Origin of the sequence: Dongia rigui, assembly GCF_034044635.1 — a bacterium.
Lineage (GTDB): Bacteria > Pseudomonadota > Alphaproteobacteria > Dongiales > Dongiaceae > Dongia > Dongia rigui.
The window spans coordinates 603,447-629,830 of the sequence record NZ_JAXCLX010000001.1 but is presented as its reverse complement, the minus strand read 5'-3'; the positions used below and the strand labels follow the sequence as shown (position 1 = coordinate 629,830).

Below are 26,384 nucleotides of genomic sequence, written 5' to 3'. Positions count from 1 at the left end.
GAGACGCCGCTATGGCCGCCAATGATTACAAGGTCAAAGACTTCAGCCTCGCCGAATGGGGTCGCAAGGAGATCGCCATCGCCGAGACCGAAATGCCGGGCCTCATGTCGCTGCGCGCCGAATTCGGCAAGAAGCAGCCGCTCAAAGGCGCCCGCATCGCCGGCTGTCTCCACATGACCATCCAAACCGCCGTCCTCATCGAGACGCTGGTCGACCTCGGTGCCGAAGTGCGCTGGTCGTCCTGCAACATCTTCTCGACCCAGGACCATGCCGCAGCCGCGATCGCCGCTAAAGGCATCCCCGTTTTCGCCTGGAAGGGCATGTCGGAAGAAGAGTTCTGGTGGTGCATCGAGGCCACCATCACGGGCCCCGGTGGCTGGAAGCCGAACATGATTCTGGATGACGGTGGCGACCTCACCCAGATCATGCACGACAAGTATCCCGAGATGCTGAAAGAGATCAAAGGCATCTCGGAAGAGACCACGACGGGTGTGCATCGCCTTTATCAGATGCAGAAGGACGGCTCGCTCAAAGTTCCGGCGATCAACGTCAATGACAGCGTCACCAAGTCGAAGTTCGACAACAAGTATGGCTGCCGCGAAAGCCTGGTCGACGCCATCCGCCGCGCCACCGACGTGATGATGGCCGGCAAGGTCGCCGTCGTTGCCGGTTTCGGCGATGTGGGCAAGGGCTCGGCCGAGAGCCTGCGTCATGCCGGCTGCCGCGTGCTGGTGACCGAAGCCGATCCGATCTGCGCGTTGCAGGCCGCGATGGAAGGCTATGAAGTGACGACGATGGAAGATGCGGCGACCCGCGGCGATATCTTCGTCACGGCCACCGGCTGCGTCGACGTCATCACGGTCGACCATATGCGCGAGATGAAGGACCGTGCCATCGTCTGCAACATCGGTCACTTCGACAGCGAGATCCAGATTGCGGGCCTGCGTAACTTCAAGTGGCACAATGTGAAGCCGCAGGTGGACGAGGTCGAATTCCCGACCGGCCGTCGCATCCTGGTGCTGGCTGAAGGCCGCCTGGTCAATCTCGGCTGCGCCACGGGTCACCCCAGCTTCGTCATGTCCGCGAGCTTCACCAACCAGGTGCTGGCGCAGATCGAATTGTGGAACAACCACAAATCCTACAAGAACGAAGTCTATGTGCTGCCCAAGCACCTCGACGAGAAGGTCGCTTTCCTGCATCTCGAGAAGGTCGGCGCCAAGCTCACCAAGCTCAGCGACAAGCAGGCGGCCTATCTGGGCGTTGCCCAGTCCGGTCCGTTCAAGCCGGAACATTACCGCTATTGATGCTGCGATAAGCGGCACGAAAGATTGGGGCGTCCGGCCATTGCCGGGCGCCCTTTTCTTTTCAACCAAGCTTGTCACGCGATTCCGGCGCCCGTAGAGTGCTGGCCTATGGGCGACTCGCTGCTTCTCTGGACGAGCGTGGGATTGTTGGGCGCCGCTTTGGCAGCAGCCACCGGCTTCGCTTGGCGACTCGCCCAGGACAAGAAATCACTGCAAGCCGAATTGTCGGTGGCCCGGAATGCCGTCGCCGAACGCGAACGCGTGCTGCTCGCCGCTGAGGCCGAATGGGCAACGGCGCCGGTAGCGCATGTTTCCTGGGCAAAAGGCGGGCGCGCCGCTGTTGATCCGCAGGCAAGGGCGTGGCTGAAGCTGCCGACCGAGGGTGATTGCACCCGCGCCGACCTGGTCGCGGCGCTGAAGCCGACCGACCAGGCGGAATTGCTGAACGCGATCATGCTGCTCGAAAGAGATGGCCGCAGCTTTTCCTTCATGCCGGCACCAGCCCCCGGCATCCGGCTGCGCTGGAGCGGTGTTCGCAGCGGCGAGACCTGCCATTTGTGGCTCAGCGATATCAGCGATGTGGTCGATCCGCTGGAACAGGCATCCGCGCACGCGCTGAAGACGGCGGCATCGCTGGCGCAACTTCTTGAGCAACTGCCATACCCGGTGTGGCGTCGCGGATCGGAATTGGCCATCGCCTGGTGCAACCCCGCCTTTGCGCATATTCACGACCTGTCGGTCGAGCGCATCATCAGCGAGGGGCGCGAGATCAATCCGGCAGCCAAAGCGCTGGCCAAGCGGGCGCAGCGTGTGGGGTTGGCACAATCGGAAAGCCAGCAATTGGTGGTGAAGGGGCAGCGTCGCCTCTATGACCTCACCGAAGTGCCGTTGCCGGATGGTTCCGTCATCGGCTTCGCGCTGGACCAGACGCAGCTCGAAGAAAGCCATGCCGAACTCGCCCGCCATATTGCGGCGCATGACGACGTGCTGCAGGCGTTGGGCACCGGCATCGTCATCTTCGGCCCCGACAAGCGCGTGAAGTTCTTCAACACCGCCTTCCGCGAGATGTTCAACCTCGATGCCGGCTTCCTGCGCATGGAACCGAATGTCGACCAGGTGCTGGACATGCTGCGCGAGCGGCGCCAGATCCCCGAGCAAGCCGATTTCCGCTCCTTCAAGCAGGAGTGGAGCCGGCAGGTGATGTCGGTGATCGCGCCGTTCGAGGACCTGATGCATGTGCCGTCGGGCGCCACCTATCGCATGTTGGCATCGCCGCACCCCTTTGGCGGCGTCATCCTGACTTTCGAGGACGTGACCGACAAGCTGGCACTGGAGCGGAACTACAACACGCTCATCGAGGTGCAGAAGGAGACCATCGACCACCTCTATGAAGGCATTGCCGTGTTTGGCGGCGATGCGCGCCTCAAACTCTACAATCCAGCCTTCGTGCGCCTTTGGAATCTCACCGACAAGGAGGTTGAGGGCGAACCGCATGTGCGCCAGATCGTCGAGGCGGTGAAGCCGTTCTTTGAGAGCCGGTCGAACTGGGACGAGTTGCGCCGCCGCATCGTCTCGAATATTGGCGAGCGCGAGGTGAAGAACTGGCGCCTGGAGCGCATCGACGGCAAGATCATCGATATCGCCGCCATTCCGCTGGCCGATGGCGGCCGGCTGTTTAAGTACACGGACGTCACCGACAGCATCAACATGGAGCGCGCGCTGACCGAGCGCAACGAGGCGCTGGTGGCGGCTGATCGGTTGAAGTCCGAGTTCATCGCCAATGTCTCCTATGAATTCCGCACGCCGCTCAACGCGATCATCGGCTATGCGGAACTATTGTCGCGCCAGTATTTCGGCGAGATGAACGAGCGGCAGCTGGAATACTCATCGGCCATCCTGGATTCCGCGCAGAATCTCATCCTGATGATCGGCGATGTCATCGACGTGGCGGCGATCGAGGCCGGCTATATCCATCTGGAGCCGGCCAAGGTGGATATCCGCCAGTTGACCGAATCGATCGCCCGCCTTTTCCAGCAACGGGCGCGCAGCCGCAATATCGAACTGCTGATCGAGGTCGATGCCGATGTCGGCATCATCAGCGCCGATCCGCAGCGGTTGAAGCAGGCTTTGGGCAATCTGCTCAGCGCTGCCATTGGTGCTGCACCCGGCGGCCGCACCGTCATGGTCAGAGCCGAGAGGCGGGGCGAGAGCCTTGACATCAGCGTCGCCGTGCAAGGGGCACAGGATGATTTCGGGGTCGATGTCGGCCCCGATTCCGATTCTTCCCAGGCGCGCAGTTCGACCCGCGGTCTCGGCGTGGCCCTGGCGCGCACACTCATTGAAATGCATGGCGGACGTTTGGTGACTGAAGCCGGGCCGCAAGGCCGGCGCATCGTGTGCGCCCTGCCGCTGCAGGCACCCGCAACCGCCTAGTCAGTCGATGGGCTGCCGGTCTACCAGGATCGTTTCGAGTGCCTTGATGAGCCCCTGGCGCGTGACCGTCGTCTTGGGCAGATATCCGCTGATATCATAACGCGCGCGGATCAAGCGTTCTGGCGCTTGTCCTGGCTGGCCGGTGTGGAGCAGCACTGGCAGGGATTGCGTGGCAGGTGCCGCGCGCATGTCTTCGAGCAGGGCGAGGCCCGCATCGGCCGTTTCCATGACCACGTCCAGCAGGACAAGATCGATACCGCCTGGTCGCTCGGCCAAGCGCTTGCGCGCCTCGGCCGCCGACAGGCAGTGCATGAGGTTGAGGGGCCGCGCAGCCACGCGAACGCCCATCAGGGCCAGTTCAACAGCGCGGTGCACCTCGCTGTCATCGTCAACGATGAGAATGGACCACGGCTGCATTGCCAGCATGTCGGCATCGTCGGCGTCGGCGAAATCGACCAAATCGTCATCTGCCTGGGATGTCGGGCGCAGCAGAACCCAGCGCGCCGGCTCCTCGGCCGCAAGCGGGGCCGCTTGGTGCATGGTCATGCCTTGTCTTCCTGATCCGTGGCAGCGGTGGCTTGCGGCGTTGTCTGCGGCAAGGTGATGACAAAGGCTGTGCCGGTCCCAACATCGCTCTCGACGGATACGCTGCCCGCCAGCACATCGGTGACGATGTTGTGGACGATATGAAGCCCGAGGCCGCTGCCGCCCTGTCCGAGCTTCGAGGTATAGAAGGGGTCGAAGATCCGGCCGAGGGCGGCAGCGGGAATACCCACGCCGTTGTCTCTCACCTCCAGGCGGATCATCTGCGCATCCACCGCCTGCGCCTTGATGCCGATGCGTCTTGCCCCAGCCGGCAGCGCGTTGGGATCGCCTTTGGGAAAGCCATGCAGAATGGCGTTGTTGATGAGGTTGGTCAGAACCTGGCCCAGCGGTCCTGGGTAGGAATCCAGCATCAAGGCGGGCTCGACCGATACCTCCGTGGCAACCCCGGCGCGCTTCAGGCTGGGATGCATCGTGGTGAGGATTTCATCGACAATCTCGGTCATCTGGAAATGCCGCCGCTGCGAACTGGTCTGGTCGACGGCGACCTGCTTGAAGCTCTGAATGAGGCCGGCGACACGTTCGATGTTGCGGTTGGCGATGTCGACGCCGAGCTTGACCTGCCGCACGAAGCCGTCGAGAGAGTTTCTGCTCAGCTTGCCGGCCAGTTCCGCCTCGAAATCGCTGATGGCACCCACCAGGGTTGACGTGGCAAGGCTGGCATTGCCGACCGGCGTGCTGATTTCATGGGCGACGCCGGCCACCAGACTGCCGAGCGAGGCCAGTTTTTCGGCCCGCATGAGACCTTCGATCGCGGCTTGCAGTTCCGCCGTCCTTTCCGCCACCAGCCGTTCCAATTCGTCATTGAGCTTGCGTTGCGCTTCGCGGGCCTCAAGACGGATGGTAATATCTTCGACGATGGTCCATTTGAAATCCTGCCCCTCGGGGCCGGCCACGAGCACGGTCGCGGTGGAGACCGAGACTTCGCTGCCATCCTTTCGGTAATAGGATTTCTCATAGGCCGGTATCAGCCCGGTTTCATGCAGCCGGCGTAGCCGTTCCGGTTCGTCTTCGAGAAAGGCCGGCGGCATGAGGTCGTAGCATGTCATGCCCAGCAGTTCGGCGTGGCTGTAGCCGACGATCTGCAGGAAGGCATCGTTGGCATCGATGTAACGGCCATTCATGTCCTGAAGGTTGATGCCGAGCGGGCTCAAGGCGAAGAGGGAGCGCAGCTTTTCCTCGCTGGCGCGCAATTGCTCCTCGCTCCGGAGCTGCTCGGTGATGTCGTGCTGAACGCCCAGGACACCGATCAAATCACCACCGGCGTCGAGCAGCGGCAATTTCTCTGTCCGGATCCAGCGCTGGTTGCCTTGCGGGTCGGGGAACTTCTTGACCCTTTCAAGCAAGGGAGTCCCCGCCAGCACTTCGCGATCTTCCTCGACGAACAGATCGGCATGATCCGACCAGGGCAGTTCCGAATCCGATTTGCCGACGATTCCGGATGGGTCCGCAAATCCGGCGTCCTGGGCAAACAGCCGGTTGCTACCGAGATATCGCGACTGGCGATCCTTCCAGAAGACATAGGAGGGAATGGTGTCGAGAACCTGCTGCAACATGTGCTGCGCGTTCTTTGCCACCCGCTCGTTCTCGATCATCTCGGTGATGTCGTGCTGTACGCCCAGAATGCCGATGACATCGCCATTGTCGTCGAGGAGCGGGCGCTTGACCACGCTCATCCAGCGCAGCGAGTCGTCCGGCATCACGAAGGGCACCGTCCGTGGTGTGGTCGCTTGCTTGCCGGCGATGATCTGGCGATCCGCCTCGATGACCTTGCCGATCTCGGCCAATGCCGCGGGCGATGATCGCCGCAACTGGCTGTAATCCGTGGTGCCGATCACCTCGGCCGCGGAGGCGAAACCGTTGTCGACGGCGAATTGTCGGTTGCAGCCAAGATAGACAGAGTTCCGGTCCTTCCAGAAAACATGGGCCGGGACGGTGTCGAGAACCGCCTGCAGCATGTTCTGGGCGGTGCGGGCGCGTTGCTCGGCTTCCTTGATGCTGGTGACGTCATGAACCGACGTCAGGAGCGCGGCGACGCCATTGTATTCGAACGTTCGACCCCAGAGGACGCAGTACCGAACTTCTTGCCCACGCCGCGAGATGCGGATCGGCATGGAACGTACTTCACCTTGGGTGCGAACTTGGCCCAGCATGTCGTCACGTTCATCAAGATCGACCCAGATATTGAGATCGACCGTCGTCCGGCCGATGGCTTCCTGGCGGCTATAGCCGGTAATCTGTTCGAAGCCCGGGTTGACGTCGAGAATGCGGCCATCGGCAAGGGCCGTGATCAGAATTGAATCGGGCGATTGCAGCAACACGCGAGAGAGCATCTCCTCGGATTGCTGCAGGCGGGACGAGACCAGCTTGCGTTCGGTGATGTCGGATGCCATGCCGAGAAAGCCGTTGATGGCACCGTCCGGCCCGCGAATGGCGGTCATGGACAGCAGCGCCGTAAAGCGACTGCCGTCGCGGCGCACATAGGTCCATTCCTCTTCGTTTCTCTCGCCGGCCAAAGTCTTGGCGGTAAAGACGCTGAAACCTGGCTGGATGCGCATAGCGGGGTCGCTGGAGAGCTGCGCCGCGCGCTGCTCCACTTCGACCGGGTCGTGGAACAGAATGGGCGTGGTCTTGTTGACGACTTCTTCCGAGCGATAGCCCAGCATCTGTTCGGCGGCACGATTGAAGAAGGTGATGGTGCCGTTGATATCGGAGGCGATCACGGCATAAGCCGCATTCTCCAGGATTGCTGCCTGAAGGGCGGCATTGCCCGCCGATTGCTTTTCCAATTCGATGCGTTGCCGGTTGGCAGCGGCAAGAGCCAGGTAGCTGCAGATGCCCCGGGCGAGGGCGAGGTCGGTGGGTTGCCACGGCGTGGTCTGTGCCGTGCGCTCAAAGCTGAGCAGGCCGACATCGGTGCCGCCGACGCGAATGACATGTTCCAGCAGCGAGATGACGCCGGTTTCGCGCAAATAGCTGTCGTGAACGCCGATGAAGCGCGGGTCCGCCAGCGCATCGTCGCTGACGATCTGGGTGGTCTGCTGGAGTGCCGCCAGCTCGGCAGCCACGCTGCCGATAGGCAGTGCCAGATCCTGCGATCGCTGCCCGGTTTCGGCGTCGTAGCGCACGATGCTGCGAATTTGCGCGCGGTCGGCATCGAGCATCCAGACGCTGAGATAGCGAGCATCGACCAGATCGAGCGCCCGCTTGCAGGCCAAGGCCGCAACGGCCTCCAGATCGCCCTCCTGCACCGCCGGCAAACGGGCGAGTTCGGCCAGGAAGGCCGCAGTGATCGGCGCTACGGTGTCGCGCTGGGTGGCGGCTGTGGGCGCTGGCGTCACCGCCGCACCTAGCTGGCGAGATCTGGCAACAGCAAGGTGACGCAGCTGCCACCCCCCTCGCGATCCTGGATAAAGATGCGGCCGCCCATCAGAGTCATCAGCAAGCGGCAATGCGTCAGGCCAAGACCCAGGCCGCTGGCGTCCTTGGTGAGAACGTCCTGGCCGATCGAGAAAGGCTCGTCTAGGTTTTCCTTTATCGATTTGGGAATGCCCGGTCCGCGATCGCTGACGGAGATGCGCAGCGATCCGTCATCGAAGCTCCACTCGAGCTCGACCGATGCGCCCCGCGGCGAAAAGCGCAGGCCGTTCGAAATGACATGACTGAGGATCTTGCTGAGCGAGCTGCGATCGACATGGCAGACCCGGTCGACGGAACCGCCTTGCACGACCAGCTGCAGGCCGGAGCGACGTGCTTCACCGTCATAAAGTTCCTGCTGATAATCCATCAGTTCCTGGATGTTTACCGGCTCGATCATCAATTGCCGCTTGCGGGCGTCAAGCTGGCTGAAATCGAGAATGTCGTCGACCAGCGTCGTCAGCCGGCGGCCGGCCTCAAGGATATCCTGCAGATAGGCCGGCGGAATCGGCCGTTGATCGTCGATGGCGCGCAAGGACAGTTCGCTGAAGCCGACGATGGCGTTGAGCGGCGTGCGCAACTCGTGACTGACATTGGCGAGGAAACGCGACTTGGCCTGGGCGGCGCTCAAGGCGGCTTCCCGCTGTTCCAGATAGTCGATGTTGAGAATCTCCAGGTCACGGGTCATCTTTTCCAGGCGCTGGTTGGCCTCCAGCAACTGGCGCAGCCGATCGAAGGCGCGCAGGGCTGTCGCCACGGAGGTGAACAACCTGACCTTCGACAGTTCGGCCTTGGTCCGGTAGTCGTCGATATCGTAGTCGCGAATGACATCATGCTCGGGCGCATAACCCGGTTGGCCGGTGCGCAGGATGATGCGTGGGGTGCTCATGCCCAGCGTCTCGCGGATGGTATGGACCAGGCGCAAACCGGCGTCATCGGTTTCCATCACGACGTCGAGCAGAATGACGGCAACATTGTTGAGCTTGCGCAGCAAGGCTTCCGCTTCGTTGGCGGAATAGGCGTGGAGGAATTTCAAGGGGCGGTCGAGGATGATCTCGCTACCCAGGGCGAATTCGGTCGTGACGTGGACATCGGGATCGTCGTCGACGATCAGGATTTGCCACGAATCGGCACGCGCCGCGCTGCCATCGTTTTTCTCATCGATGAAAGCGGCGATATCCTCTTTTGGTGGACTCCCAACTGTCTCTGAAACCAGTGTGCTCAAAATTGGAAACCCGCATTGCCAAAGACTTAGAGCGCCATTACAGCAGTTGCCGGCGCCCGCATGAGTCACCTTGGCAAAAGAATGTTAAGGCAAACTAAATTTTTGACTGCACACAAGTTCTTAAGAATTCACGCCTAGCGCTGCTTAACTTCCCGGCACGCCCTTCGACGTCGAGTATTCAAAATGCAGGGCTTCCCCGGGGTGCAGGAGGGGGTGCGCGGCATGGGCGGCCATGGCTGCTTCGGAGAAGCCGCACAGGATGAGCTTCAGCTTGCCCGGATAGGTGGCGATATCGCCGATGGCGAAGATGCCCGGCGCGCTGGTGGCGCAGTTCTGCGGATTGACGGTGATATGGCTGCGCTCGAGGTTGAGCCCCCAGGTCGCGATCGGCCCCAGATTCATGGCCAGGCCGAAGAAGGGCAGGAGCGTGTCGGCGTCGAGCCGGCGCACATCGCCCTCCATGGTGGCGACATTGACGGCCGATAGCTGGCCGCCGGCGCCCTCCAGGCTGTGCAACTGATAGGGCACGACCAGTTCGACCTTGCCGGTCTTGGCCAGCGCTTCCATGCGGGCGACCGATTCTGGTGCACCGCGGAATTTCGGCCGGCGATGGATGACATAGATCTTCTCGGCGATATCGGCGAGCGAGATGGTCCAGTCGAGGGCCGAATCGCCGCCGCCGGCGATGACGATGCGCTTGCCGCGGAAATCTTCGCGCCGTTTCACGAGGTAGAACACGCTCTTGCCTTCGTAATCGGCAAGATGGTCGAGCGGCGGGCGGTTGGGGCCGAAAGCGCCGCAACCAGCCGCGATAATGACGACTTTAGTGTCGATCCTGGTGCCGGTATTGGTTTCGACCAGCCAGCGATCACCGGCCTGGGTCAGTTTTTCGACCTGCTGGCCAAGATGATAGGTAGGGCTGAACGGCGCCGCCTGTTCTTCGAGCTTGTGGATGAGGGCCGCGGCATCGATCGACGGATAGCCGGGAATGTCAAAGATCGGCTTTTCCGGGTACATGGCGACGCATTGGCCGCCCGTGCTTTCCAGCGCGTCGATCACATGGCAGCGCATTTTCAGCATGCCGCATTCAAAGACGGCAAATAGCCCCACGGGACCTGCACCGATGATGACGACATCGGTCTGCTGAACGGCACTCATCACAACCTCCCCGAAATTCTGCTGGCCTCCTTTAGCACATTGTAATCAATGGGCAAATCCAGCGACACGATCGGCGTTGCAGCAAGGTCGCCGGGCGGCTACAAACCGACGCCATGAAGCCAGCCCAACCCCTGAATCTATTGGAAATCGAGCTTGCCGATGCGGCCATGACCGCACGGGCCGGAAGGATATTGGCCGGTCTTGCGCGTGCCGGCGACGTGCTGGCGTTGTGGGGGGATCTCGGCGCCGGCAAGACGACGTTGGCCCGTGGGTTCATCGCCGCTGTCGTGCCCGCGGAAGAAGTTGTTCCCAGCCCGACCTTTACCCTCGTTCAAACCTATGCGGCCGACATCGGCGGCAGCCCGGCCGATATCTGGCATTTCGACCTCTATCGGCTGAAATCGGCCGAAGAGGCCTATGAGGTCGGGATCGAGGAGGCGTTCGCTGAGGGTATATCGCTCATCGAATGGCCGGAACGCCTCGGCTCGCTCTTGCCACGCCACCGGCTCGACGTGACTCTGCTGCCGGGCGTGGGTGCCGATTCGCGCATTCTGAGCCTTGCCGGGCCGGATGCCTGGATGCAGCGGCTGGGTGGTTTCAAGTCGGCTTTGTCGGGGGAGTAACGGGGACATGAACGCAACGACCATGACCGCGGAGGCGCGCACCTCACGCCGCGACCGGTTCCTTGCCGAGGCCGGCTGGGGTGGGGCAGATCTGCGCCTGCTGGCGGGCGATGCGTCGTTCCGCCATTACGACCGCCTCACCATGGATGGCAAAACGGCCGTGCTGATGGATGCGCCGCCGCCGATGGAGAATGTGCGTCCCTTCGTACGCATTGGCCGCCTGCTGAAAGGCCTCGGCTTCAGCGCGCCGGAGATTTTTGCCGAAGATGCCGAAGCAGGCTTTCTCCTCCTTGAGGATCTTGGCGACCAGACCTATACGCGGGAGCTTGATGCCGGCGGCGATGCCGAAGCGCTCTATGCGCTGGCGACCGACACGCTGATCGCGCTCCACCAGCGGGTACCAGCTGAAGAACTGGCCAGCCTTCCCACCTTTGATGATGCCCGCGCCTTGCGTGAGGTGCAGCTCGTTCTTGACTGGTATTGGCCGGCGCATTTCGGATCGCCGGCCCCGGAAGGGGTGCGCGCCGAATTCGTCGCGGCCTGGCAGCAGGTCCTGCCCCAGCGCGAGGCGGCGCCCAAGAGCATCGCGTTGTTCGATTTTCACGTCGATAACCTGCTGGTCCTCAAGGATCGCCAGGGGATCGAAGCCTGCGGCCTGCTCGACTTCCAGGACGCGGTGCTGGCGCCGGCGACCTTTGATCTGGTCTCGCTGCTGGAAGACGTGCGGCGCAATGTGCCGTGGGATTTGATGACGCGGATGACCCAGCGGTATCTTGCCGCCAATCCGGGCATCGACCGTCACGCCTATATGGCGGCCTATGCCATCATCGGTGCCCAGCGCAACACCCGCATCGCCGGGACCTTCGCGCGCTTGCTCAAGCGCGACGGCAAGCCCTGGTACCAGCGCTTCATGCCGCGCGTCTGGGAACTTATCGCGCACGACATCAAGCATCCGGTCATGGCGCCCGTTGCCGCCTGGTATGCCCGCCACCTGCCGCCCAGCGAACGTGCGGCGATTGCCACTGCCTGAAGGATGGACGATTTTGCCAAGTGATCGCATCAACGTGCCGAAGACCGCCATGGTGATGGCAGCCGGCTTCGGCACCCGGTTGCGCCCCTTCACCGAGACGACACCGAAAGCATTGGTCCCCGTGCTGGGTGTCCCGATGTTGGATGTGGTGCTCAACCGCCTCGTTGCCGTCGGCGTGCAGCGCGCGGTTATCAACCTGCATCATCTGGGCGACAAGATCCGCGAACATCTCAAAAATCGTCGCGATATCGAGATCGTCTTTTCCGAGGAAGCCGAGATCCTGGAGACCGGCGGCGGCATCGTCCAGGCCCTGCCGTTGCTGGGTGACGAGCCGTTCTATGCGGTGAATGCCAAGATCATCTGGCTCAACGGCAAGACCGACGCGTTGGTACGCCTCGCCCAGAACTGGGACGATGCGCGCATGGATGCGCTGCTGTTGCTGCAATCGACCGTGACCGCGGTCGGCTATGACGGCAAGGGCGACTTCACCATGGATCAGGAGGGGCGCGTGCGCCGGCGCCTCGGCTGGCAGGTGGCGCCGTTTCTCTATGCCGGCATCCAGATCTGCCATCCGCGCCTCTTCCGGGATCCACCGAAAGGCGCCTTTTCGACCAATGTCGTCTGGGACCGGGCGATCGAGGAAGACCGGCTCTTTGGCTTGCGCCATGACGGCGAGTGGTACCATGTCTCGACGCCGCAACACCTCGTCGATGTCGAGCGGCATTTGAGCTTCCACGGCATCAAATTCTAAGCCAAGCTGCCTCGCCAAAGGGGCGAGGGTGATGGACAGACGGCCAAGTCTTTTCGGGCGCGAGTCGCCTGTGTGCTGCATTCCGACGGGCGTCAGCTTCGTCGACGCGCTGGCGCATGGCCTGATGCAGGAAACGGCGGGCGATCCTTTGAGCCTCAGCGCAATCACCGTGCTGCTGCCCAATCGCCGCGCCTGCCGGGCGGTGCAGGAAGCCTTCCTGCGGTTGGGCGCCAGCGGTGGCCGTGCTCTTATGCTGCCGCGCCTGATGCCGCTTGGCGATCTTGATGACAGCGAGGTCGGGCTGCAGGGTATCGCGCTTGATTTCTCGCTGGGCGAAGACCTATCCGATCCATTGCCGCCCGCGATGCCGAACATGCGCCGGCATCTGCTGCTGGCGCTGCTGGTTCAGAAGGCCGCTGCGGCGACCTTGCCCGGCGGCGGCGATATGTCGTTCGATCAGGCGGCGCGGCTGGCAGCGGAGCTCGCACGGCTGCTGGACCAGGTCGAAACCGAACGCCTCGATTTTGCCGCCATCCGCAATCTTGCCCCGGCGGAACTTGCCGAGCATTGGCAACTCACCTTGCGCTTTTTGGGCATCCTGCAGGAGAACTGGCCGGAGATCCTGCGCCAGGAAGGTGCCGTCGATGCCGCCAAGCGCCGCAACCTGTTGTTGGAACGCCAGGCGCGATTATGGCGCGAGCGGCCACCGGCGCATCCCATCATCGCCGCGGGCTCGACCGGTTCGATCCCCGCAAGTGCCGACCTGATCGCCACGATCGCCGGTTTGCCGCAGGGTCTTGTCGTCCTGCCAGGCCTCGATACAGAGGCCGATGACAAACAATGGGCGGAGATTTCGGCCGACCCGGCGCATCCGCAATTCGGCCTGGCGCAATTGCTGGCGCGCCTGGAAACGCCGCCGGCCAAGATATGGGCCTGGCCGCATCCCTTGCCGGACGGCCCGCGCCGGCCGGCACCGCCAACGCGCGGGCGCATCGTGAGCGCGGCGCTGTTGCCGGCCGAGGCGACGAAGGAATGGCCGGCGATCGCGGTGCGCCTTGGCGACAGGGCGGAACTGGCCTGGCGCGACGTGCAGCGCATCGATTGCCGCACCGAGCAGGAGGAAGCCGGGATCATCGCGCTGATGTTGCGTGAGGCTGTGGCACAACCGGCACCTTATCGCGCCGCCTTGGTGACACCCGATCGCGGCTTGGCGCGGCGTGTGGCGGCGGAACTGCGGCGCTGGGGGATTGTCATCGACGATTCCGCCGGCACCCCGCTGCCGACGACCAGCAGTGGGCTGTTCTTCCGCTTGATAGCCGAGGCGCTGGCCGAGGACCTCGCCCCCGTACCGTTGCTGGCCTTGCTGAAGCATCCGCTCGCCGCTGCCGGCATGCCGCAGTTGGAATTCCAGCGTCTTGTGCATCTCTTCGAACGGAAAGTCTTGCGCGGTCCACGCCCGGCGCCAGGCCTTGCCGGGCTCGAAGCGGCACTGACCGCGGCCGACCGCCTCAGTGACACCGATCGCCGCTCCATACGCTTGTTGCTCGATCGCCTGACCAGCCTGATTGCGGCACTTGGCACGTGGTCGGAAGACCTGCCGCTGGCCGATCGGCTCACCGCCCATGTCCGCTTTGCCGAAGCTCTGGCCGCACGGCCGGAGGCGATGGGCGGCAGCTATCTGTGGCACGGTGAGGCGGGCGAGGCATTGGGTGGCTTCGTGGCCGATCTGCATCAGGCCTGTTCCGGCATGGCGGCAATCGGTGCCCGCACCTATGCGGCCTTGATCGCTGAACTGATGGGCGGGGTGGACGTGCGTCCGCGCTTCGGCTTGCATCCGCGCCTCTTCATCTGGGGCCCGCTGGAAGCCCGTTTGCAACAGGTCGATCTCATGGTCCTCGGCGGGCTCAATGAAGGGATCTGGCCGGGTGACGTCGCCATCGACCCCTGGCTCAGCCGCCCGATGCGCCGCGACTTCGGGCTGCCGGCCCTGGAGCGCAAGGTCGGCCTGGCGGCGCATGATTTCCAGCAGGCGCTTGGGGCGCCGCAGGTCGTGCTGACGCGCGCGCAACGTGTCGGCGGCAAGCCCAGCGTGCCGTCCCGCTGGCTGCTGCGCCTCGACGCCTTCTTGCGCGCGCTGGGGCTGGTCGAGCCGGTTGAGGGCCCCAGCCAGTATCGCGGCTGGCAGATGCGGTTGGACCGGCCGGAGAAAATCCAGGCGAGGGGGCGACCCGCACCGACGCCCGGTGCCAGATATCGGCCGAACGAGTTGCCGGTGACGGATATCGAGAAATGGATGCGCGATCCTTACGTGCTCTATGCGCGCCGCATCCTGAAACTGCGGCCGCTCGATCCGCTTGACCAGAATGCCGATGCCGCCGATCTCGGCAATCTTTTCCACGGCATTCTCGACCGCTTCCTTAAAGATACGCCGCTGCCTTTGCCCGATGACGCCGAGGCGCGGTTGTTGTCGATCGGCACACAGGAATTCGCCCAGCACATGGCGCGGCCGGCGGTCTGGGCCTTCTGGTGGCCACGCTTCCGGCAAATGGCGGGTTGGTTCATCGCCGAGATGCGGGCGCGCCAAGATGGTCTCACATTCATCGCGACCGAAAGCACCGGCAGCCTCACCATCGACAGCGTCTCGCCACCCTTCAAGCTGACGGCCAAGGCCGACCGGCTCGACGTTCAGCGCGATGGCCGCCTCACCATCATCGACTACAAGACGGGAAGGCCACCCAACCCGCAGGACGTGATCCTGGGCTTTTCGCCGCAATTGCCGCTGGAGGCGGCGATCGCCAGCCAGGGCGGCTTTGACAAAGTGCCGACGGCCGCGGTGGCGGCGCTGGAATTCTGGTATCTGAAAGGCGGGCGCGGTGGCGCCACCGTGATCCCTGTGAAGGATCCGGAAAGCAAGGCTGTCGCCGATCCGATGACGCTGGCGGTCGATGCCTATCAGGGTTTGAAGGACCTGGTCGAGCATTTCAGCCACGATGACACGCCCTATATGGCCGAGCCGCGCGGGGATTTCGGCCTCACTTACAACGACTATGAGCATCTGGCCCGCTATGACGAATGGTCGAATGAGGACGAGGCATGACATCGCTGCCTGCTTCTTCGCCCATGGCACTTGCCACCAGCTATCAGCGACGTGCCGCTGATCCCGCGCTTTCCGTCTGGGTTTCGGCCTCTGCCGGTTCGGGCAAGACCAAGGTCTTGCGCGATCGTGTGCTGCACTTGCTGCTGGACGATGCGCGGCCCGAGCGCATCTTGTGCCTGACTTTCACCAAGGCGGGTGCGGCGGAAATGTCCAACCGTGTCGCCACGACGCTGGCCGAATGGGCCTCGATTCCGGAGGCAGCCCTGCAGAAGCAGCTCAAGGAATTGCTGGGGGACGTGCCGCTCACCGATTACAAGGCGAAGGCGCGCGGGCTCTTTGCCAAGGTCCTCGACGCCCCGGGTGGCATGCGGATCGAGACGATCCATGCCTTCTGTCAGTCCCTGCTGCGCCGCTTTCCGCTGGAAGCGGGCATTGCCCCGCATTTCCGCCTGATCGAGGAGCAGGATTCCGCAGCCCTTCTCGCCGAGGCGCGCGAGGACATGCTGGCGGCGGCGCGCGAGGGCGGCAACGCCGCCTTGAGTGCCGCTCTGACGCATCTTGCCGACCGGGCCGGCGAGTTCAGCAGCGATCTGGTCATGCGCGAACTACTGGGCGCGCGCGGCCGTCTGCTCGCTTTGCAACAGCGGATGGGCAGCGTCGATGGTTACCGGCACGCCCTGGCGCGGTTGCTGCGCATCCATCCCGATGCCACGCGCCAGAGCGCGCTGGAGGAGGCGTCGCGGGAGAACGCCTTCGACGGGGCAGGACTCCGCGCGGCCATCGCCGGATTGGAGGGCGGTAAAAAGACCGATGTCGATCGCGCTACAAGGCTTGCCGTCTGGCTATCAGGCTCGGTTGCGCAGCGTGTGGCATCCTTCGACGATTATATCGACATCTTCATCAAGAAATCCGACGGCGAGCTGCGCAAGGCCCTGGCGACAAAGGACGTCATCGCCGCCATGCCGACTATCGACGATGTTCTGCGGGCCGAAGGGAACCGGCTGCTCGACGTGATCCAGTGCCTCAATGCCATCGAGATCTTGGCGGATTCGACGGCGCTGCTGACGCTGGGGCTCGACCTGATGGCGCGTTTCCGGCGGCAGAAATCGCTGACGGCGGCACTGGATTTCGACGATCTCATTCTCGGCACGCGCGATCTCCTGGCCCGCCCCGGCATCGCACCTTGGGTGCTCTACAAGCTCGACGGCGGCATCGACCATATCCTCATCGACGAGGGCCAGGACACCAGCCCGGCGCAATGGGATATCCTCAAATCCATCGCCGCGGAACTGATTGCCGGCAAGGGCACCGAGCGACAGCGCGAAGACCGGCCGCGCTCGATCTTCGCCGTCGGCGATTTCAAGCAATCGATCTTCAGCTTCCAGGGGGCCGAGCCACGGGCCTTTCTGGATGCTCGCGATCACTTCGCCCAACAACTCGATCGTTCCCATGGCCGGGGCGACACGCGCACACCGTTCGAGAATGTCGACCTCAACGTGTCCTTTCGCTCGAGTCCTGCGGTGCTGTCGCTGGTGGACCAGGTCTTCACCGGTCCGGCGCGCCAGGGCGTTATCGAACCCGGTGCCGACGCGATCCGACATCTCGCCGCGCGCGGTGGTGCTGCTGGCCTGGTCGAGGCCTGGCCATTGTCGGTGCCGCTGCCCGCACCCTTGCCGCTGCCATGGTCGCCGCCCGCCATCGACACGGCGCCCACAGACCCGATCACGCGGCTTGCCGAGCAGATCGCAACCCGCATTGGCGCGATGATCAGCGGAGGCGACATCTTGCCCGCGCGCGGGCGGCCGGTGCGGGCCGGCGATTTCCTGGTCCTGGTGCGTTCACGCAATGCCTTCGTGCCGGCCTTGGTGAAGGCCTTGAAGGCGCGGTCGATCGAAGTTTCCGGTATCGACCGCCTCAAGCTGCTGTCGGAACTGGCTGTCAGGGATGTGCTGGCCTTTCTCGATTTCCTCCTCTTGCCAGAGGATGACCTCAATCTCGCCGCCTTGCTGAAGAGTCCGCTGATTGGCCTCGACGAGGCCGCCTTGTTCGAGTTGTGCGTAGCGCGCGGCGGCCGCAGCCTGTGGGAGGAATTGCGCAGCCGGGTTGGGGAACGCCCCGCTTTTGCCACCGCGGCCGACTTGCTGCAGCACTATCTTGCCAGTGCCCAGCACCAGACACCCTATGAGCTGATCGCCGATGTGTTATCGGCCGGTGGCTTGCGCCGCAAGCTTCATGCTCGCTTGGGCCTGCAGGTGAGCGAGGCGCTGGACGAGTTGCTGAACCTGGCACTCGCCTTCGAGGCCAATCACACGCCGTCGCTGCAAGGCTTCCGGCATTGGCTTGACGTGTCGGAGGCCGAGGTGAAGCGCGAGCTCAGCGACGATGGCGGCGGGCAGGTGCGCATCATGACGGTCCATGGCTCAAAAGGGCTGCAGGCGCCGATCGTGTTTCTCGCAGAACAGCGGCGGCAGCGACCGAACCGGCCAGGCCTCTTCTGGCTGGAATCCGAAACGGATATTCCGGTCTGGGTGGCGCGCAGCGGCCTCGACGTCGCAGCAACCGCCGCCGCCCGTGCCGATGTTGCCCGCCGCAACGAAGAGGAGGAGAACCGCCTGCTCTATGTGGCGCTGACCCGGGCGGAGGACCGGCTTTACGTCTGTGGCTGGCGGGGCGAGCGCAATCAATCGCAGCCAAGCTGGCATGACCATGTCTCTGATGCGCTGACCGAGATGCTGCAGGATGGTGCTGCCATCGAACGGCAGGCGGCGCGCGATTGGCAGGGCGACGAGGGCTGGGAGGGCGACTGGTTGCGCCTCACCACCGCGCAGGAAGATGCGGCACAGCAAAGCCCGTCCAAGCACGGCCTCGCCGTCAATCTCGATATCCCGTTCCAGGATTGGGCGCTGCTGCCGGCGCAAGCGGAACCCGATCCGCCGCGACCGCTCATTCCATCGCGTCCGAGCAGCGAGATCAACGCGGCGCCGGATGACAGCACGCTGCTTTCGCCCTTGGGGCGGGACCAGGGTTTCCGCTTTCAGCGCGGGCTCGTCATCCACAAGCTGTTCCAATTGCTGCCGGATCTTGCCCCGGCCGAGCGGCGCATGTCGGCGCGGCGCTGGCTCGACCATGTCAATCGCGCAAGCGGCCTCAATGCCGATGCGGCGATGTTGGATACGCTGCTGGCAGAAGTGATGGCCGTCTTGGACGACCCGCGATTCGCACATCTCTTCGTGCCTGGCTCCCGCGCGGAGGTGCCGATTGTGGCCGAGATTGTCGGCCCCGACGGTCGCAGCGAAGTGGTCAGCGGCCAAATCGACCGGTTGGTCGTGACGACCGATTCTTGCTACATCGTCGATTTCAAGAGCAACCGTCCCCCAGCCATGCAGCCGGAACATGTCTCGCCGCAATATCTGCGTCAGCTTGCCCTTTATCGCGCTACGGTCTCTAAAATTTATCCAAGCCACGCAATCTCTTGCTACCTTCTTTGGAGCGCCGAGCCACGGCTGATGGAGATCCCGGATCGCTTGCTGCGGAGTTATGCATAAGTCGCAGCCCTGCCGACGTAACCTTTTGGTCACCTTGACGGTACCGGGGCCCGTCCATAGATTCAGTGGCATACGACGCCACCCCAAATAGGCGACGTTCATGTGTAGAACTGGAGTAGCCGCGGGTGCGGCGCCTCCTTTGAAAGGGAAGACGGGATGAGCACGACCCACGTTAGCGACGCGAGCTTCGACGCCGACGTCCTGAAGTCCACGCAGCCGGTGCTGGTCGACTTCTGGGCGGAATGGTGCGGCCCGTGCAAATCGATTGCACCGGCGCTGGAAGAGATCGCGCAGGAACTGAACGGCAAGCTGAAAGTCGTGAAGGTCGATATCGACCGCAACGCGCAGACGCCGAAGAAGTATGGCATTCGTGGCGTGCCGACCTTGATGCTGTTCAAGGACGGCCAGGTCGCAGCCACCAAAGTTGGCGCTGAACCCAAGCGCAAGCTGCTCGACTGGGTCAACTCGGTCATCTGACCGACGTCCTGGAGCGAAGCCTCAACGAAACCCCGCCCGGTGCGAACCGGGCGGGGTTTTGCATGTCATGGGTCAGCGACTGGCACAGGCGGGCCAGCCGCGCCGGCGCGGGAAGCAGCCGACGCCCCCGGGGTCCCAGGAGTCCGGGGGGCCTTGGCTCAGCTATTGTCGACGAGGATCGTGCCCGCGAGATAAAGCGAGCCGCAAATCAGCACGCGGCGGGAATCGTCCGGACCATGCGCATCGACGATGGCGCGCAAAGCCGCTTCGACGGAGTGAAAGCCCTGGCTGAGCATGCCGACGCTGGCGCCTGCGGCAACGCATTCATCGACCGACAGGCTGGCGTGATCGCCGGGGATCGCCACCGCCGCCATATCTTCGACATGGGGCGCCAGTTGCTTCAGGAAGGCAACCGGGTCCTTGGTGTTGAGCATGCCGAAAATGAGATGCGCGGCCTTGCCGTCCTCTGCGTACCAATCGGCCAGCATGGCGGCGATCACCTCGCCCGCTTCCTCATTATGGCCGCCGTCGAGCCACAATTCCCACTTGGCATTGGGCAGGCGCTCGACCAGCGGACCGGTGAGGAGGCGCTGCATGCGCGCTGGCCACGACACATTGCGCAGGCCTTGCGAAATGTGGGCATCGCTGATGGTGAAGCCGTCCAGCACCGCGGTCGTGGCGATGGCGCAACCGGCATTGCGGAATTGATGGCGACCGGCGAGACCCGGCACGGGGTAGAGCCGGGGACCCCGGCTGTCCGCGAAGCGCAGGCTGGTCTTCAGCTCACCGTCGCATTGCCATTCCTGGCCGAAGCGGTAGAGCGGCACGCCAAGTTCGGCAGCCTTGGTCTCGAACACGGTCATGGCCTCGTCCGGCTGGGGCGAGACAACCGCCGGCCGCCCGCGCTTCATGATGCCGGCCTTGTTGGCGGCAATCTTGGTGAGGCTGTCGCCGAGGAACTGCATGTGATCGAAGGAGATCGGCATCAAGACAGAGGCCAAGGGCTGATCGATCACATTGGTCGCATCGAACGTGCCGCCCAGGCCGGTTTCCAGCAGCACGATATCGGCGGGCTCCCGCGAAAAGGCCAGAAAGGCGGCAACGGTGGTGATTTCGAAGAAGGTGATCTGCGTGCCGCCATTGGCCTTTTCACATTCCTCCAGCAGGTCGATGAGATGTTGCTCGTCGATCAGCTTGCCGGCAAGGCGGATGCGCTCATGGAAGCGCACCAGATGCGGCGAGGTGTAGACATGGACCCGATAGCCGGCCGCTTCGAGGATCGACCGCAGATAGGCGATGACCGAGCCTTTGCCATTGGTGCCGGCCACATGCACGACCGGGGGCAACTTGCGCTCCGGATGGCCGACAGCTGCCAGCAGCTTCTCGACGCGGCTGAGCTCCAAATCGATGATCTTGGGATGGAGCTTGTTGAGCCGGTCGAGGACGATGTCGCTTGTACTCACGCGCCGGCCGACTGCTTGGTGAGGAGCCCGATCACGCGGCCGATCTGCTCGCGCAGATCCTTGCGGGCGATGACCAGATCGATGATGCCGTGTTCCAGCAGGTATTCGGCGCGCTGGAAGCCTTCCGGCAACTTCTCGCGAATGGTCTCCTCGATCACGCGCGCACCGGCAAAGCCGATCTGGGCGCCCGGTTCGGCAATCTGGACGTCGCCCAGCATGGCAAAGGAGGCGGAGACGCCGCCGGTCGTCGGATCGGTCAGCAGCACGATGAAGGGGAGGCCCGCTTCCTTCACCTGGTCGACGGCAATGGTCGTGCGCGGCATCTGCATCAATGAAAGGATGCCTTCCTGCATGCGGGCGCCACCGGAGGCGGGCACGGCAACCAGCGCGGCCTTGCGCTTCACGGCAAGATCGGCGGCAGCCACCAGGCCTTCACCGACCGCCATGCCCATGGAACCGCCCATGAAGTCGAAATTGAAGGCGGCCACCACGGCCTCGACCCCGCTCATCGTGCCGTAGGCGACGACGATCGCGTCCTGCTCTTCAGATTTGGCCTGGGCTTCCTTCAAGCGATCGACATAGCGCTTGCGGTCCTTGAACTTCAGCGGGTCGATGGCGACCTTGGGCAGGTCGATGCGCTCGTACTTCCCCTCATCGAACATGATTTCGAGGCGGCGCTTCACGTCGATGCGCATGTGATGGCCGCAATGCGTGCAGACGCGCTGATTGGCGTCGAGCTCGCGATGGAAGATCATCTGTCCGCAGGCTGGGCATTTGTCCCAGAGATTCTCGGGAACATCCGTCTTCTGCACCAGTTTGCGAATCTTCGGCCGAACGAAATTAGTAAGCCAGCTCATCTTTTAGGTCTCCGTTCAGGCGCGCGCCGCGCGCACGCCGTCGGCGAGGCTTTTCACGAGGTCGATTGCCGCCTGCGCCGCGCGCGGGCCAGGCTTGCCGTCCGGGCCAACTTCGGCTGCGATCTTGTTGACGATGGCGGAACCGACCACGGCGGCGTCGGCCACCTTGGCCACCGCCGCGGCACGTTCCGGCGTCGAGATGCCGAAGCCGACGGCGATCGGCAGATCGGTGTGGCGCTTCAGCCGGCCGACCGCCGCCGTGATGTCCGTGTCGGACGCGGCGCGCGTGCCGGTGATGCCCATGATCGAAACGTAATAGACGAAGCCCGAGGTGTTCTTCAGCACCGTCGGCAGGCGCTGGTCATCGGTCGTCGGTGTCGCCAGGCGGATGAAGTTGATGCCGGCCTTCATGGCGGGCAGGCACAATTCGCTATCTTCTTCCGGCGGCAGATCGACGACGATGAGGCCGTCGACGCCGGCCGCATTCGCATCCTTGAGGAACGTGTCGACGCCATAGGAATAGATCGGGTTGTAATAGCCCATGAGGACGATCGGCGTGTTCTGGTCCTTGGCGCGGAACTCGGCAACCAGGCTCAGCGTCTTCTTCATGTTCTGCCCGTTCTTCAACGCGCGCAGAGAAGATGCCTGGATGGCCGGTCCGTCGGCCATCGGGTCGGTGAACGGCATGCCAAGCTCGATCACATCAGCACCGGCATTGGGCAACGCCAGAACGATTTCGCGCGAGACTTCGTAAGTGGGATCGCCGGCGGTGACGAACACCACCAGGCCGCCGCGCTTGGCCGCTTTCAATTCGGCAAAGCGCCGCTCGATACGCGTGCTCATAGTGCGGTTCCCAGCCGTTCGGCGACGGCGAAGATGTCTTTGTCACCACGCCCGCAAAGATTCATGACGATGATCTGGTCCTTGGCCCGTTGCGGCGCCAGCTTGCGTACATATGCCAACGCATGGGCCGGTTCCAGGGCCGGAATGATGCCTTCGATCTTGGCCAGCAACTGGAAGGCGTCGAGCGCTTCCTGATCCGTGGCCGATACATACTTGACGCGCTTCATCTCGTGCAGCCACGAATGTTCCGGTCCGATGCCCGGATAATCAAGGCCGGCCGAGATGGAGTGTGCGTCGATGATCTGCCCGTCATCGTCCTGCAGCAGATAGGTCCGGTTGCCGTGGAGGACGCCGGGACGGCCGCCGGTGAGAGAGGCCGCATGGCGGCCCGTCTCGACGCCGTCACCGCCGGCCTCGACGCCGATGATCTCGACGTCACGGTCGTCGAGGAAGGGATGAAAGAGGCCGATGGCGTTCGAACCGCCGCCGATGCAGGCGACCAGCGTATCCGGCAGCCGCCCTTCGGCCTTCAGCATCTGTTCCTTCGTCTCGACCCCGATCACCGACTGAAAATCGCGTACCATGCTGGGATAGGGGTGCGGACCCGCCGCGGTGCCGATGATGTAGAACGTGTTCTCGACATTGGCGACCCAGTCGCGCAACGCTTCGTTCATCGCGTCCTTCAATGTCGCTGTACCGCTATGGACCGGGATGACCTCGGCGCCCAGCAGCTTCATGCGAAATACATTGGGCTGCTGGCGGGCGATATCGGTCGCCCCCATATAGACCGTGCACGGCAGGTTGAAGAGCGCGCAGAGCGTCGCGGTCGCCACGCCATGCTGGCCGGCGCCGGTCTCGGCGATGATGCGCGTTTTCTTCATGCGCTTGGCGAGCAGGGCCTGGCCCAGGCAGTTGTTCACCTTGTGCGAGCCGGTATGGTTGAGCTCGTCGCGCTTCATGTAGATCTTGGCGCCGCCAAGCTCGGCCGTGAGGCGTTCCGCGAAATAGAGCGGGCTCGGCCGGCCGATGTAATGCTCCCGGTAATATGCCATCTCCTCGGCGAATTTCGGGTCGCGCTTGGCCGCGGTATAGGCCTTCTCGACCTCGAGGATCAGGGGCATCAGGGTCTCGGCGACGAAGCGCCCGCCGAAGATGCCGAACCGGCCATGTTCGTCCGGTCCGGTCCGATATGAATTGGGGGTGGCAGCAGGGGCTGTGGTCACGGCTGAAATCGCTCCGAGAGGGCGGAAAATCGGGTCAAAACCAAGGGATTCGCTAGAAGCGCGCAATCAACCATAGCAGCGTCCAAAGGTCAAAGCCCTAACGCCGCCGCCAGCGCTGTCATAAGGTCTGGGCCAATGCCAGGAACGTCTTGATTTTACTGAGACTTTTTTCACCCGGGCGGTCCTCGACCCCAGATGACAGGTCAACCGCCTTGGCGCCAGTCGCCCGCACTGCCTCCGCCACGTTCCCGGCATGGAGCCCGCCAGCCAGCATCCAGGGCCTGCCAAAGTTCTGCCCCTGAAGCAGTGACCAGTCGAAAGAGATGGCATTGCCGCCGGGCAGCGCATCCTTCATGGCCTTGGGCGGCTTGGCATCGAACAGAAGGCGGTCGGCGACCGGCTCAAAGCGTTGGGCTGCAGCGACGTCGGCTGCTTCGGAAACGCTGATAACCTTCATCACCGGCAGGCCGAAACGCGATCTCACCTCGGCGGTCCGCTCGGGCGTTTCATGACCATGCAATTGCAGCATGTCGAGCTTCGCCTCGGCCAGGATCGACGCAATGGCGGCGTCATCGGCGTCGACGACGAGGCCGACCTTGACCACATGCGGCGGGACTAATTGACCCAATGCGCCGGCCAGCGCCGGTGTGATACAGCGCGAACTCGGGGCGTAGAAATTGAAGCCCAGCATCCGCGCGCCGCCCTCGACGGAGGCATTCACCGCCGCCGGCGTCTTCAACCCGCAGATCTTTACGTCGATCGCCATCACACCGTCTCCGATACGAAGCGCGGATAAGCCAGCACGAACAGGTTGAGCTGTACCGCCATATAGACCAGCGAGATGAAAGACGACAGGGCGCTGAAGGCGAGTGGTGCCGCTTCGACCAGGCCGGTATTGAAGAAGATCGTTCCGAGCAGTGACTGCGCGACGAAGGCCGGCAGCGCCGATATCATCAGACCGACGATGATGCGGGCTGTCTGCCCGCGGGCCCGCCGCCATGCCACGCCAAGCGGCATCGGGGCGTCGATTGCAATGCCGATCCAACTGGGCGACAGGCGGATCAGCAGCAGCAGATAGCCGATGACCAGGATCAGCATCGAAAGCGGCAGCGACACGCCCGCCAGTCCGACGATGGTGAAGATGACGCTGGCGACAACAGCGGCGAGAAAGACCAGTGCCACCAATGCCAGCATGAATAAGATGAAGCGCAGATGGCGGCCGCCGATGTGCAGGCCCAGGCCCGGCGCGCTATCCCGCCCCAGCGTCATCTGGCGGATCCAGTTCACGTTGAAGATGCCGATGACGGCCATCAGACCCAGGCCGATCAGCAGCGACTGCACTGATCCATCCATGATCTGGGTGAGGTCGGCGTCCTTGCCCTTCTGCATTTCCAGATACATGGCCGTCTGGACCGTTTCCAGCTGGCGGAACAGCAGATAGAGCGGAACGAACGGAACCAAGCCCAGGCGCAGCAGGTCATCGCGCGCCTGCCAGATCTGGCGATAAGCGGCAACGGCAAGGGCGAAGGGCTGCAGATCCTGGGGTCGAGCGGTGGTCATGGTCTCTTCTGACTGTTTCAGTGGCCGGACTGACCCAGCACCGAGCCGATCTCCAGCACGATGCGGCTGGCCGCGTCGCGTGGGTCGGCGGCCTGGGTGATCGGTCGACCGATGACGAGGTAGTCAGCACCCGCCTTGGCGGCATCGCCGGGTGCCCGCACGCGCTTCTGGTCGCCGCTGGCGGCACCACCGGGACGAACCCCCGGCACCACCAGCAGGAAATCCTCGCCCATATCGGCGCGCAAGGCTTCAATCTCATGCGGCGAACAGACGACGCCGTCGAGGCCGGCGCTGCGGGCAAGTGCTGCCAGGCGCTTCACCTGGTCGCTCACCGGGGCAGCCTGGCCGACTGCCTTGAGGTCATTGTCGTCGAGCGAGGTCAGAACGGTGACGGCGACGATGCTTGGCCGTTTGACGTTCAACTTGTCGGCGTTCTCGGCCGCCGATTCGCGCGCCGCCTGCATCATGGCAAGACCGCCGCCGGCATGGACGGTGAGGATCGCGGGCTGCAAAGGAGCGATCGCTTTCACCGCGCCCGCCACCGTATTCGGGATGTCGTGGAGTTTCAGATCGAGGAAGATCGGCAGGCCCGTGGCAGCGATGCGCCGATAACCCAGCTGGCCGTTGGCGAGGTAGAACTCAAGCCCCAGTTTCAGCCCGGCGACCGCGCCATCGAGCTTATGGGCCCAATCGACCGCTTCGTTGACCGAAACCGTGTCGAGCGCTGCCAGAACCTGTCCCTTGCTGCCCACGTTCCTTCTCCTCGCTGCCATCC

Annotated in this window: 19 protein-coding genes; 8 read left to right on the top strand and 11 right to left on the bottom strand. The window is 63.5% G+C overall.

The annotated features are described in order from the left end of the window. Nucleotides 1–11: 11 nt before the first annotated feature. Both ahcY and SMD31_RS02865 read left to right on the top strand, forming a co-directional pair. Nucleotides 12–1,304 (top strand): adenosylhomocysteinase, encoded by a 1,293-nt coding sequence (gene ahcY / locus SMD31_RS02870; RefSeq protein ID WP_320499197.1) that lies wholly within the window; start codon nt 12–14, stop codon nt 1,302–1,304. Between the two features lie 108 nt (nt 1,305–1,412). Beyond that, entirely contained in the window at nt 1,413–3,737 is a 2,325-nt protein-coding gene (locus SMD31_RS02865) for a sensor histidine kinase (RefSeq protein ID WP_320499195.1), read from the top strand. On the opposite strand, the gene SMD31_RS02860 is transcribed toward SMD31_RS02865, so the two are convergent. From SMD31_RS02860 to SMD31_RS02845, 4 genes are all read right to left on the bottom strand, one after another. Next, on the bottom strand, nt 3,738–4,283 hold the full coding sequence (locus tag SMD31_RS02860; RefSeq protein WP_320499193.1) for a response regulator: 546 nt from the start codon (nt 4,281–4,283) through the stop codon (nt 3,738–3,740). Then, nucleotides 4,280–7,681 (bottom strand): PAS domain S-box protein, encoded by a 3,402-nt coding sequence (locus SMD31_RS02855; protein WP_320499192.1) that lies wholly within the window; start codon nt 7,679–7,681, stop codon nt 4,280–4,282. Before SMD31_RS02855 ends, SMD31_RS02860 begins: the two co-directional genes overlap by 4 nt. Nucleotides 7,682–7,689: 8 nt before the next feature. Next, nucleotides 7,690–8,982, bottom strand: a complete 1,293-nt coding sequence (locus tag SMD31_RS02850) for a hybrid sensor histidine kinase/response regulator (protein WP_320499191.1) — start codon at nt 8,980–8,982, stop codon at nt 7,690–7,692. A 144-nt stretch (nt 8,983–9,126) separates the two neighbouring features. After that, nucleotides 9,127–10,140: an NAD(P)/FAD-dependent oxidoreductase gene (locus tag SMD31_RS02845; protein ID WP_320499190.1), complete on the bottom strand. Its 1,014-nt coding sequence runs from the start codon at nt 10,138–10,140 to the stop codon at nt 9,127–9,129. A gap of 167 nt (nt 10,141–10,307) precedes the next feature. Between SMD31_RS02845 and tsaE the strand changes: the two genes are divergently transcribed. The 6 genes from tsaE to trxA all read left to right on the top strand — a co-directional run bounded on the left by tsaE (nt 10,308) and on the right by trxA (nt 19,663). Further along, a complete protein-coding gene (tsaE, locus tag SMD31_RS02840) occupies nt 10,308–10,763 on the top strand; it encodes a tRNA (adenosine(37)-N6)-threonylcarbamoyltransferase complex ATPase subunit type 1 TsaE (RefSeq protein ID WP_320499189.1) in 456 nt (151 codons plus the stop codon). Nucleotides 10,764–10,770: 7 nt separating this feature from the next. Further along, complete coding sequence (locus SMD31_RS02835; RefSeq protein ID WP_320499188.1) at nt 10,771–11,793, top strand: aminoglycoside phosphotransferase family protein; 1,023 nt, start codon at nt 10,771–10,773, stop codon at nt 11,791–11,793. Between the two features lie 13 nt (nt 11,794–11,806). Beyond that, entirely contained in the window at nt 11,807–12,544 is a 738-nt protein-coding gene (locus SMD31_RS02830; RefSeq protein ID WP_320499187.1) for a nucleotidyltransferase family protein, read from the top strand. 31 nt (nt 12,545–12,575) lie between these two features. Further along, complete coding sequence (addB, locus tag SMD31_RS02825; RefSeq protein ID WP_320499186.1) at nt 12,576–15,641, top strand: double-strand break repair protein AddB; 3,066 nt, start codon at nt 12,576–12,578, stop codon at nt 15,639–15,641. Beyond that, nucleotides 15,638–19,186: a double-strand break repair helicase AddA gene (addA, locus tag SMD31_RS02820; RefSeq protein ID WP_320499185.1), complete on the top strand. Its 3,549-nt coding sequence runs from the start codon at nt 15,638–15,640 to the stop codon at nt 19,184–19,186. The genes addB and addA overlap by 4 nt, the downstream gene beginning before the upstream one ends. Before the next feature lie 156 nt (nt 19,187–19,342). Next, nucleotides 19,343–19,663 carry a thioredoxin TrxA gene (gene trxA / locus SMD31_RS02815; protein WP_320499184.1) on the top strand — a complete coding sequence of 107 codons (321 nt, stop codon included), beginning with the start codon at nt 19,343–19,345 and terminating at the stop codon, nt 19,661–19,663. A 158-nt stretch (nt 19,664–19,821) separates the two neighbouring features. Here the strand turns inward: trxA and SMD31_RS02810 are convergent, their stop codons facing one another. The 7 genes from SMD31_RS02810 to pyrF form a co-directional block, all read right to left on the bottom strand. Continuing rightward, on the bottom strand, nt 19,822–21,126 hold the full coding sequence (locus SMD31_RS02810) for a bifunctional folylpolyglutamate synthase/dihydrofolate synthase (RefSeq protein ID WP_320499183.1): 1,305 nt from the start codon (nt 21,124–21,126) through the stop codon (nt 19,822–19,824). Further along, on the bottom strand, nt 21,123–21,983 hold the full coding sequence (gene accD, locus SMD31_RS02805; RefSeq protein ID WP_320499182.1) for an acetyl-CoA carboxylase, carboxyltransferase subunit beta: 861 nt from the start codon (nt 21,981–21,983) through the stop codon (nt 21,123–21,125). The genes SMD31_RS02810 and accD overlap by 4 nt, the downstream gene beginning before the upstream one ends. 15 nt (nt 21,984–21,998) lie before the next feature. Next, the gene (gene trpA / locus SMD31_RS02800; protein WP_320499181.1) at nt 21,999–22,826 is read right to left on the bottom strand and encodes a tryptophan synthase subunit alpha; all 828 of its coding nucleotides are present in this window, start codon (nt 22,824–22,826) and stop codon (nt 21,999–22,001) included. After that, nucleotides 22,823–24,049: a tryptophan synthase subunit beta gene (trpB, locus tag SMD31_RS02795; protein ID WP_320499180.1), complete on the bottom strand. Its 1,227-nt coding sequence runs from the start codon at nt 24,047–24,049 to the stop codon at nt 22,823–22,825. Before trpB ends, trpA begins: the two co-directional genes overlap by 4 nt. A 118-nt stretch (nt 24,050–24,167) precedes the next feature. After that, nucleotides 24,168–24,815, bottom strand: coding sequence for a phosphoribosylanthranilate isomerase (locus SMD31_RS02790; RefSeq protein WP_320499179.1), 648 nt, complete (start codon nt 24,813–24,815; stop codon nt 24,168–24,170). Then, nucleotides 24,815–25,609, bottom strand: a complete 795-nt coding sequence (locus SMD31_RS02785) for a hypothetical protein (protein WP_320499178.1) — start codon at nt 25,607–25,609, stop codon at nt 24,815–24,817. Before SMD31_RS02785 ends, SMD31_RS02790 begins: the two co-directional genes overlap by 1 nt. Before the next feature lie 17 nt (nt 25,610–25,626). Beyond that, entirely contained in the window at nt 25,627–26,361 is a 735-nt protein-coding gene (gene pyrF, locus SMD31_RS02780; RefSeq protein ID WP_320499177.1) for an orotidine-5'-phosphate decarboxylase, read from the bottom strand. Nucleotides 26,362–26,384: the final 23 nt, after the last annotated feature.

What these genes read in the sequence shown, in the direction of transcription:
- ahcY (WP_320499197.1), top strand. Translation starts at nt 12, where the DNA reads ATGGCCGCCAATGATTACAAGGTCAAAGACTTCAGCCTCGCCGAATGG.
- SMD31_RS02865 (WP_320499195.1), top strand. Translation starts at nt 1,413, where the DNA reads ATGGGCGACTCGCTGCTTCTCTGGACGAGCGTGGGATTGTTGGGCGCC.
- SMD31_RS02860 (WP_320499193.1), bottom strand. Translation starts at nt 4,283, where the DNA reads ATGACCATGCACCAAGCGGCCCCGCTTGCGGCCGAGGAGCCGGCGCGC.
- SMD31_RS02845 (WP_320499190.1), bottom strand. Translation starts at nt 10,140, where the DNA reads ATGAGTGCCGTTCAGCAGACCGATGTCGTCATCATCGGTGCAGGTCCC.
- tsaE (WP_320499189.1), top strand. Translation starts at nt 10,308, where the DNA reads ATGACCGCACGGGCCGGAAGGATATTGGCCGGTCTTGCGCGTGCCGGC.
- SMD31_RS02835 (WP_320499188.1), top strand. Translation starts at nt 10,771, where the DNA reads ATGAACGCAACGACCATGACCGCGGAGGCGCGCACCTCACGCCGCGAC.
- addB (WP_320499186.1), top strand. Translation starts at nt 12,576, where the DNA reads ATGGACAGACGGCCAAGTCTTTTCGGGCGCGAGTCGCCTGTGTGCTGC.
- addA (WP_320499185.1), top strand. Translation starts at nt 15,638, where the DNA reads ATGACATCGCTGCCTGCTTCTTCGCCCATGGCACTTGCCACCAGCTAT.
- trxA (WP_320499184.1), top strand. Translation starts at nt 19,343, where the DNA reads ATGAGCACGACCCACGTTAGCGACGCGAGCTTCGACGCCGACGTCCTG.
- accD (WP_320499182.1), bottom strand. Translation starts at nt 21,983, where the DNA reads ATGAGCTGGCTTACTAATTTCGTTCGGCCGAAGATTCGCAAACTGGTG.
- trpA (WP_320499181.1), bottom strand. Translation starts at nt 22,826, where the DNA reads ATGAGCACGCGTATCGAGCGGCGCTTTGCCGAATTGAAAGCGGCCAAG.
- SMD31_RS02790 (WP_320499179.1), bottom strand. Translation starts at nt 24,815, where the DNA reads ATGGCGATCGACGTAAAGATCTGCGGGTTGAAGACGCCGGCGGCGGTG.
- SMD31_RS02785 (WP_320499178.1), bottom strand. Translation starts at nt 25,609, where the DNA reads ATGACCACCGCTCGACCCCAGGATCTGCAGCCCTTCGCCCTTGCCGTT.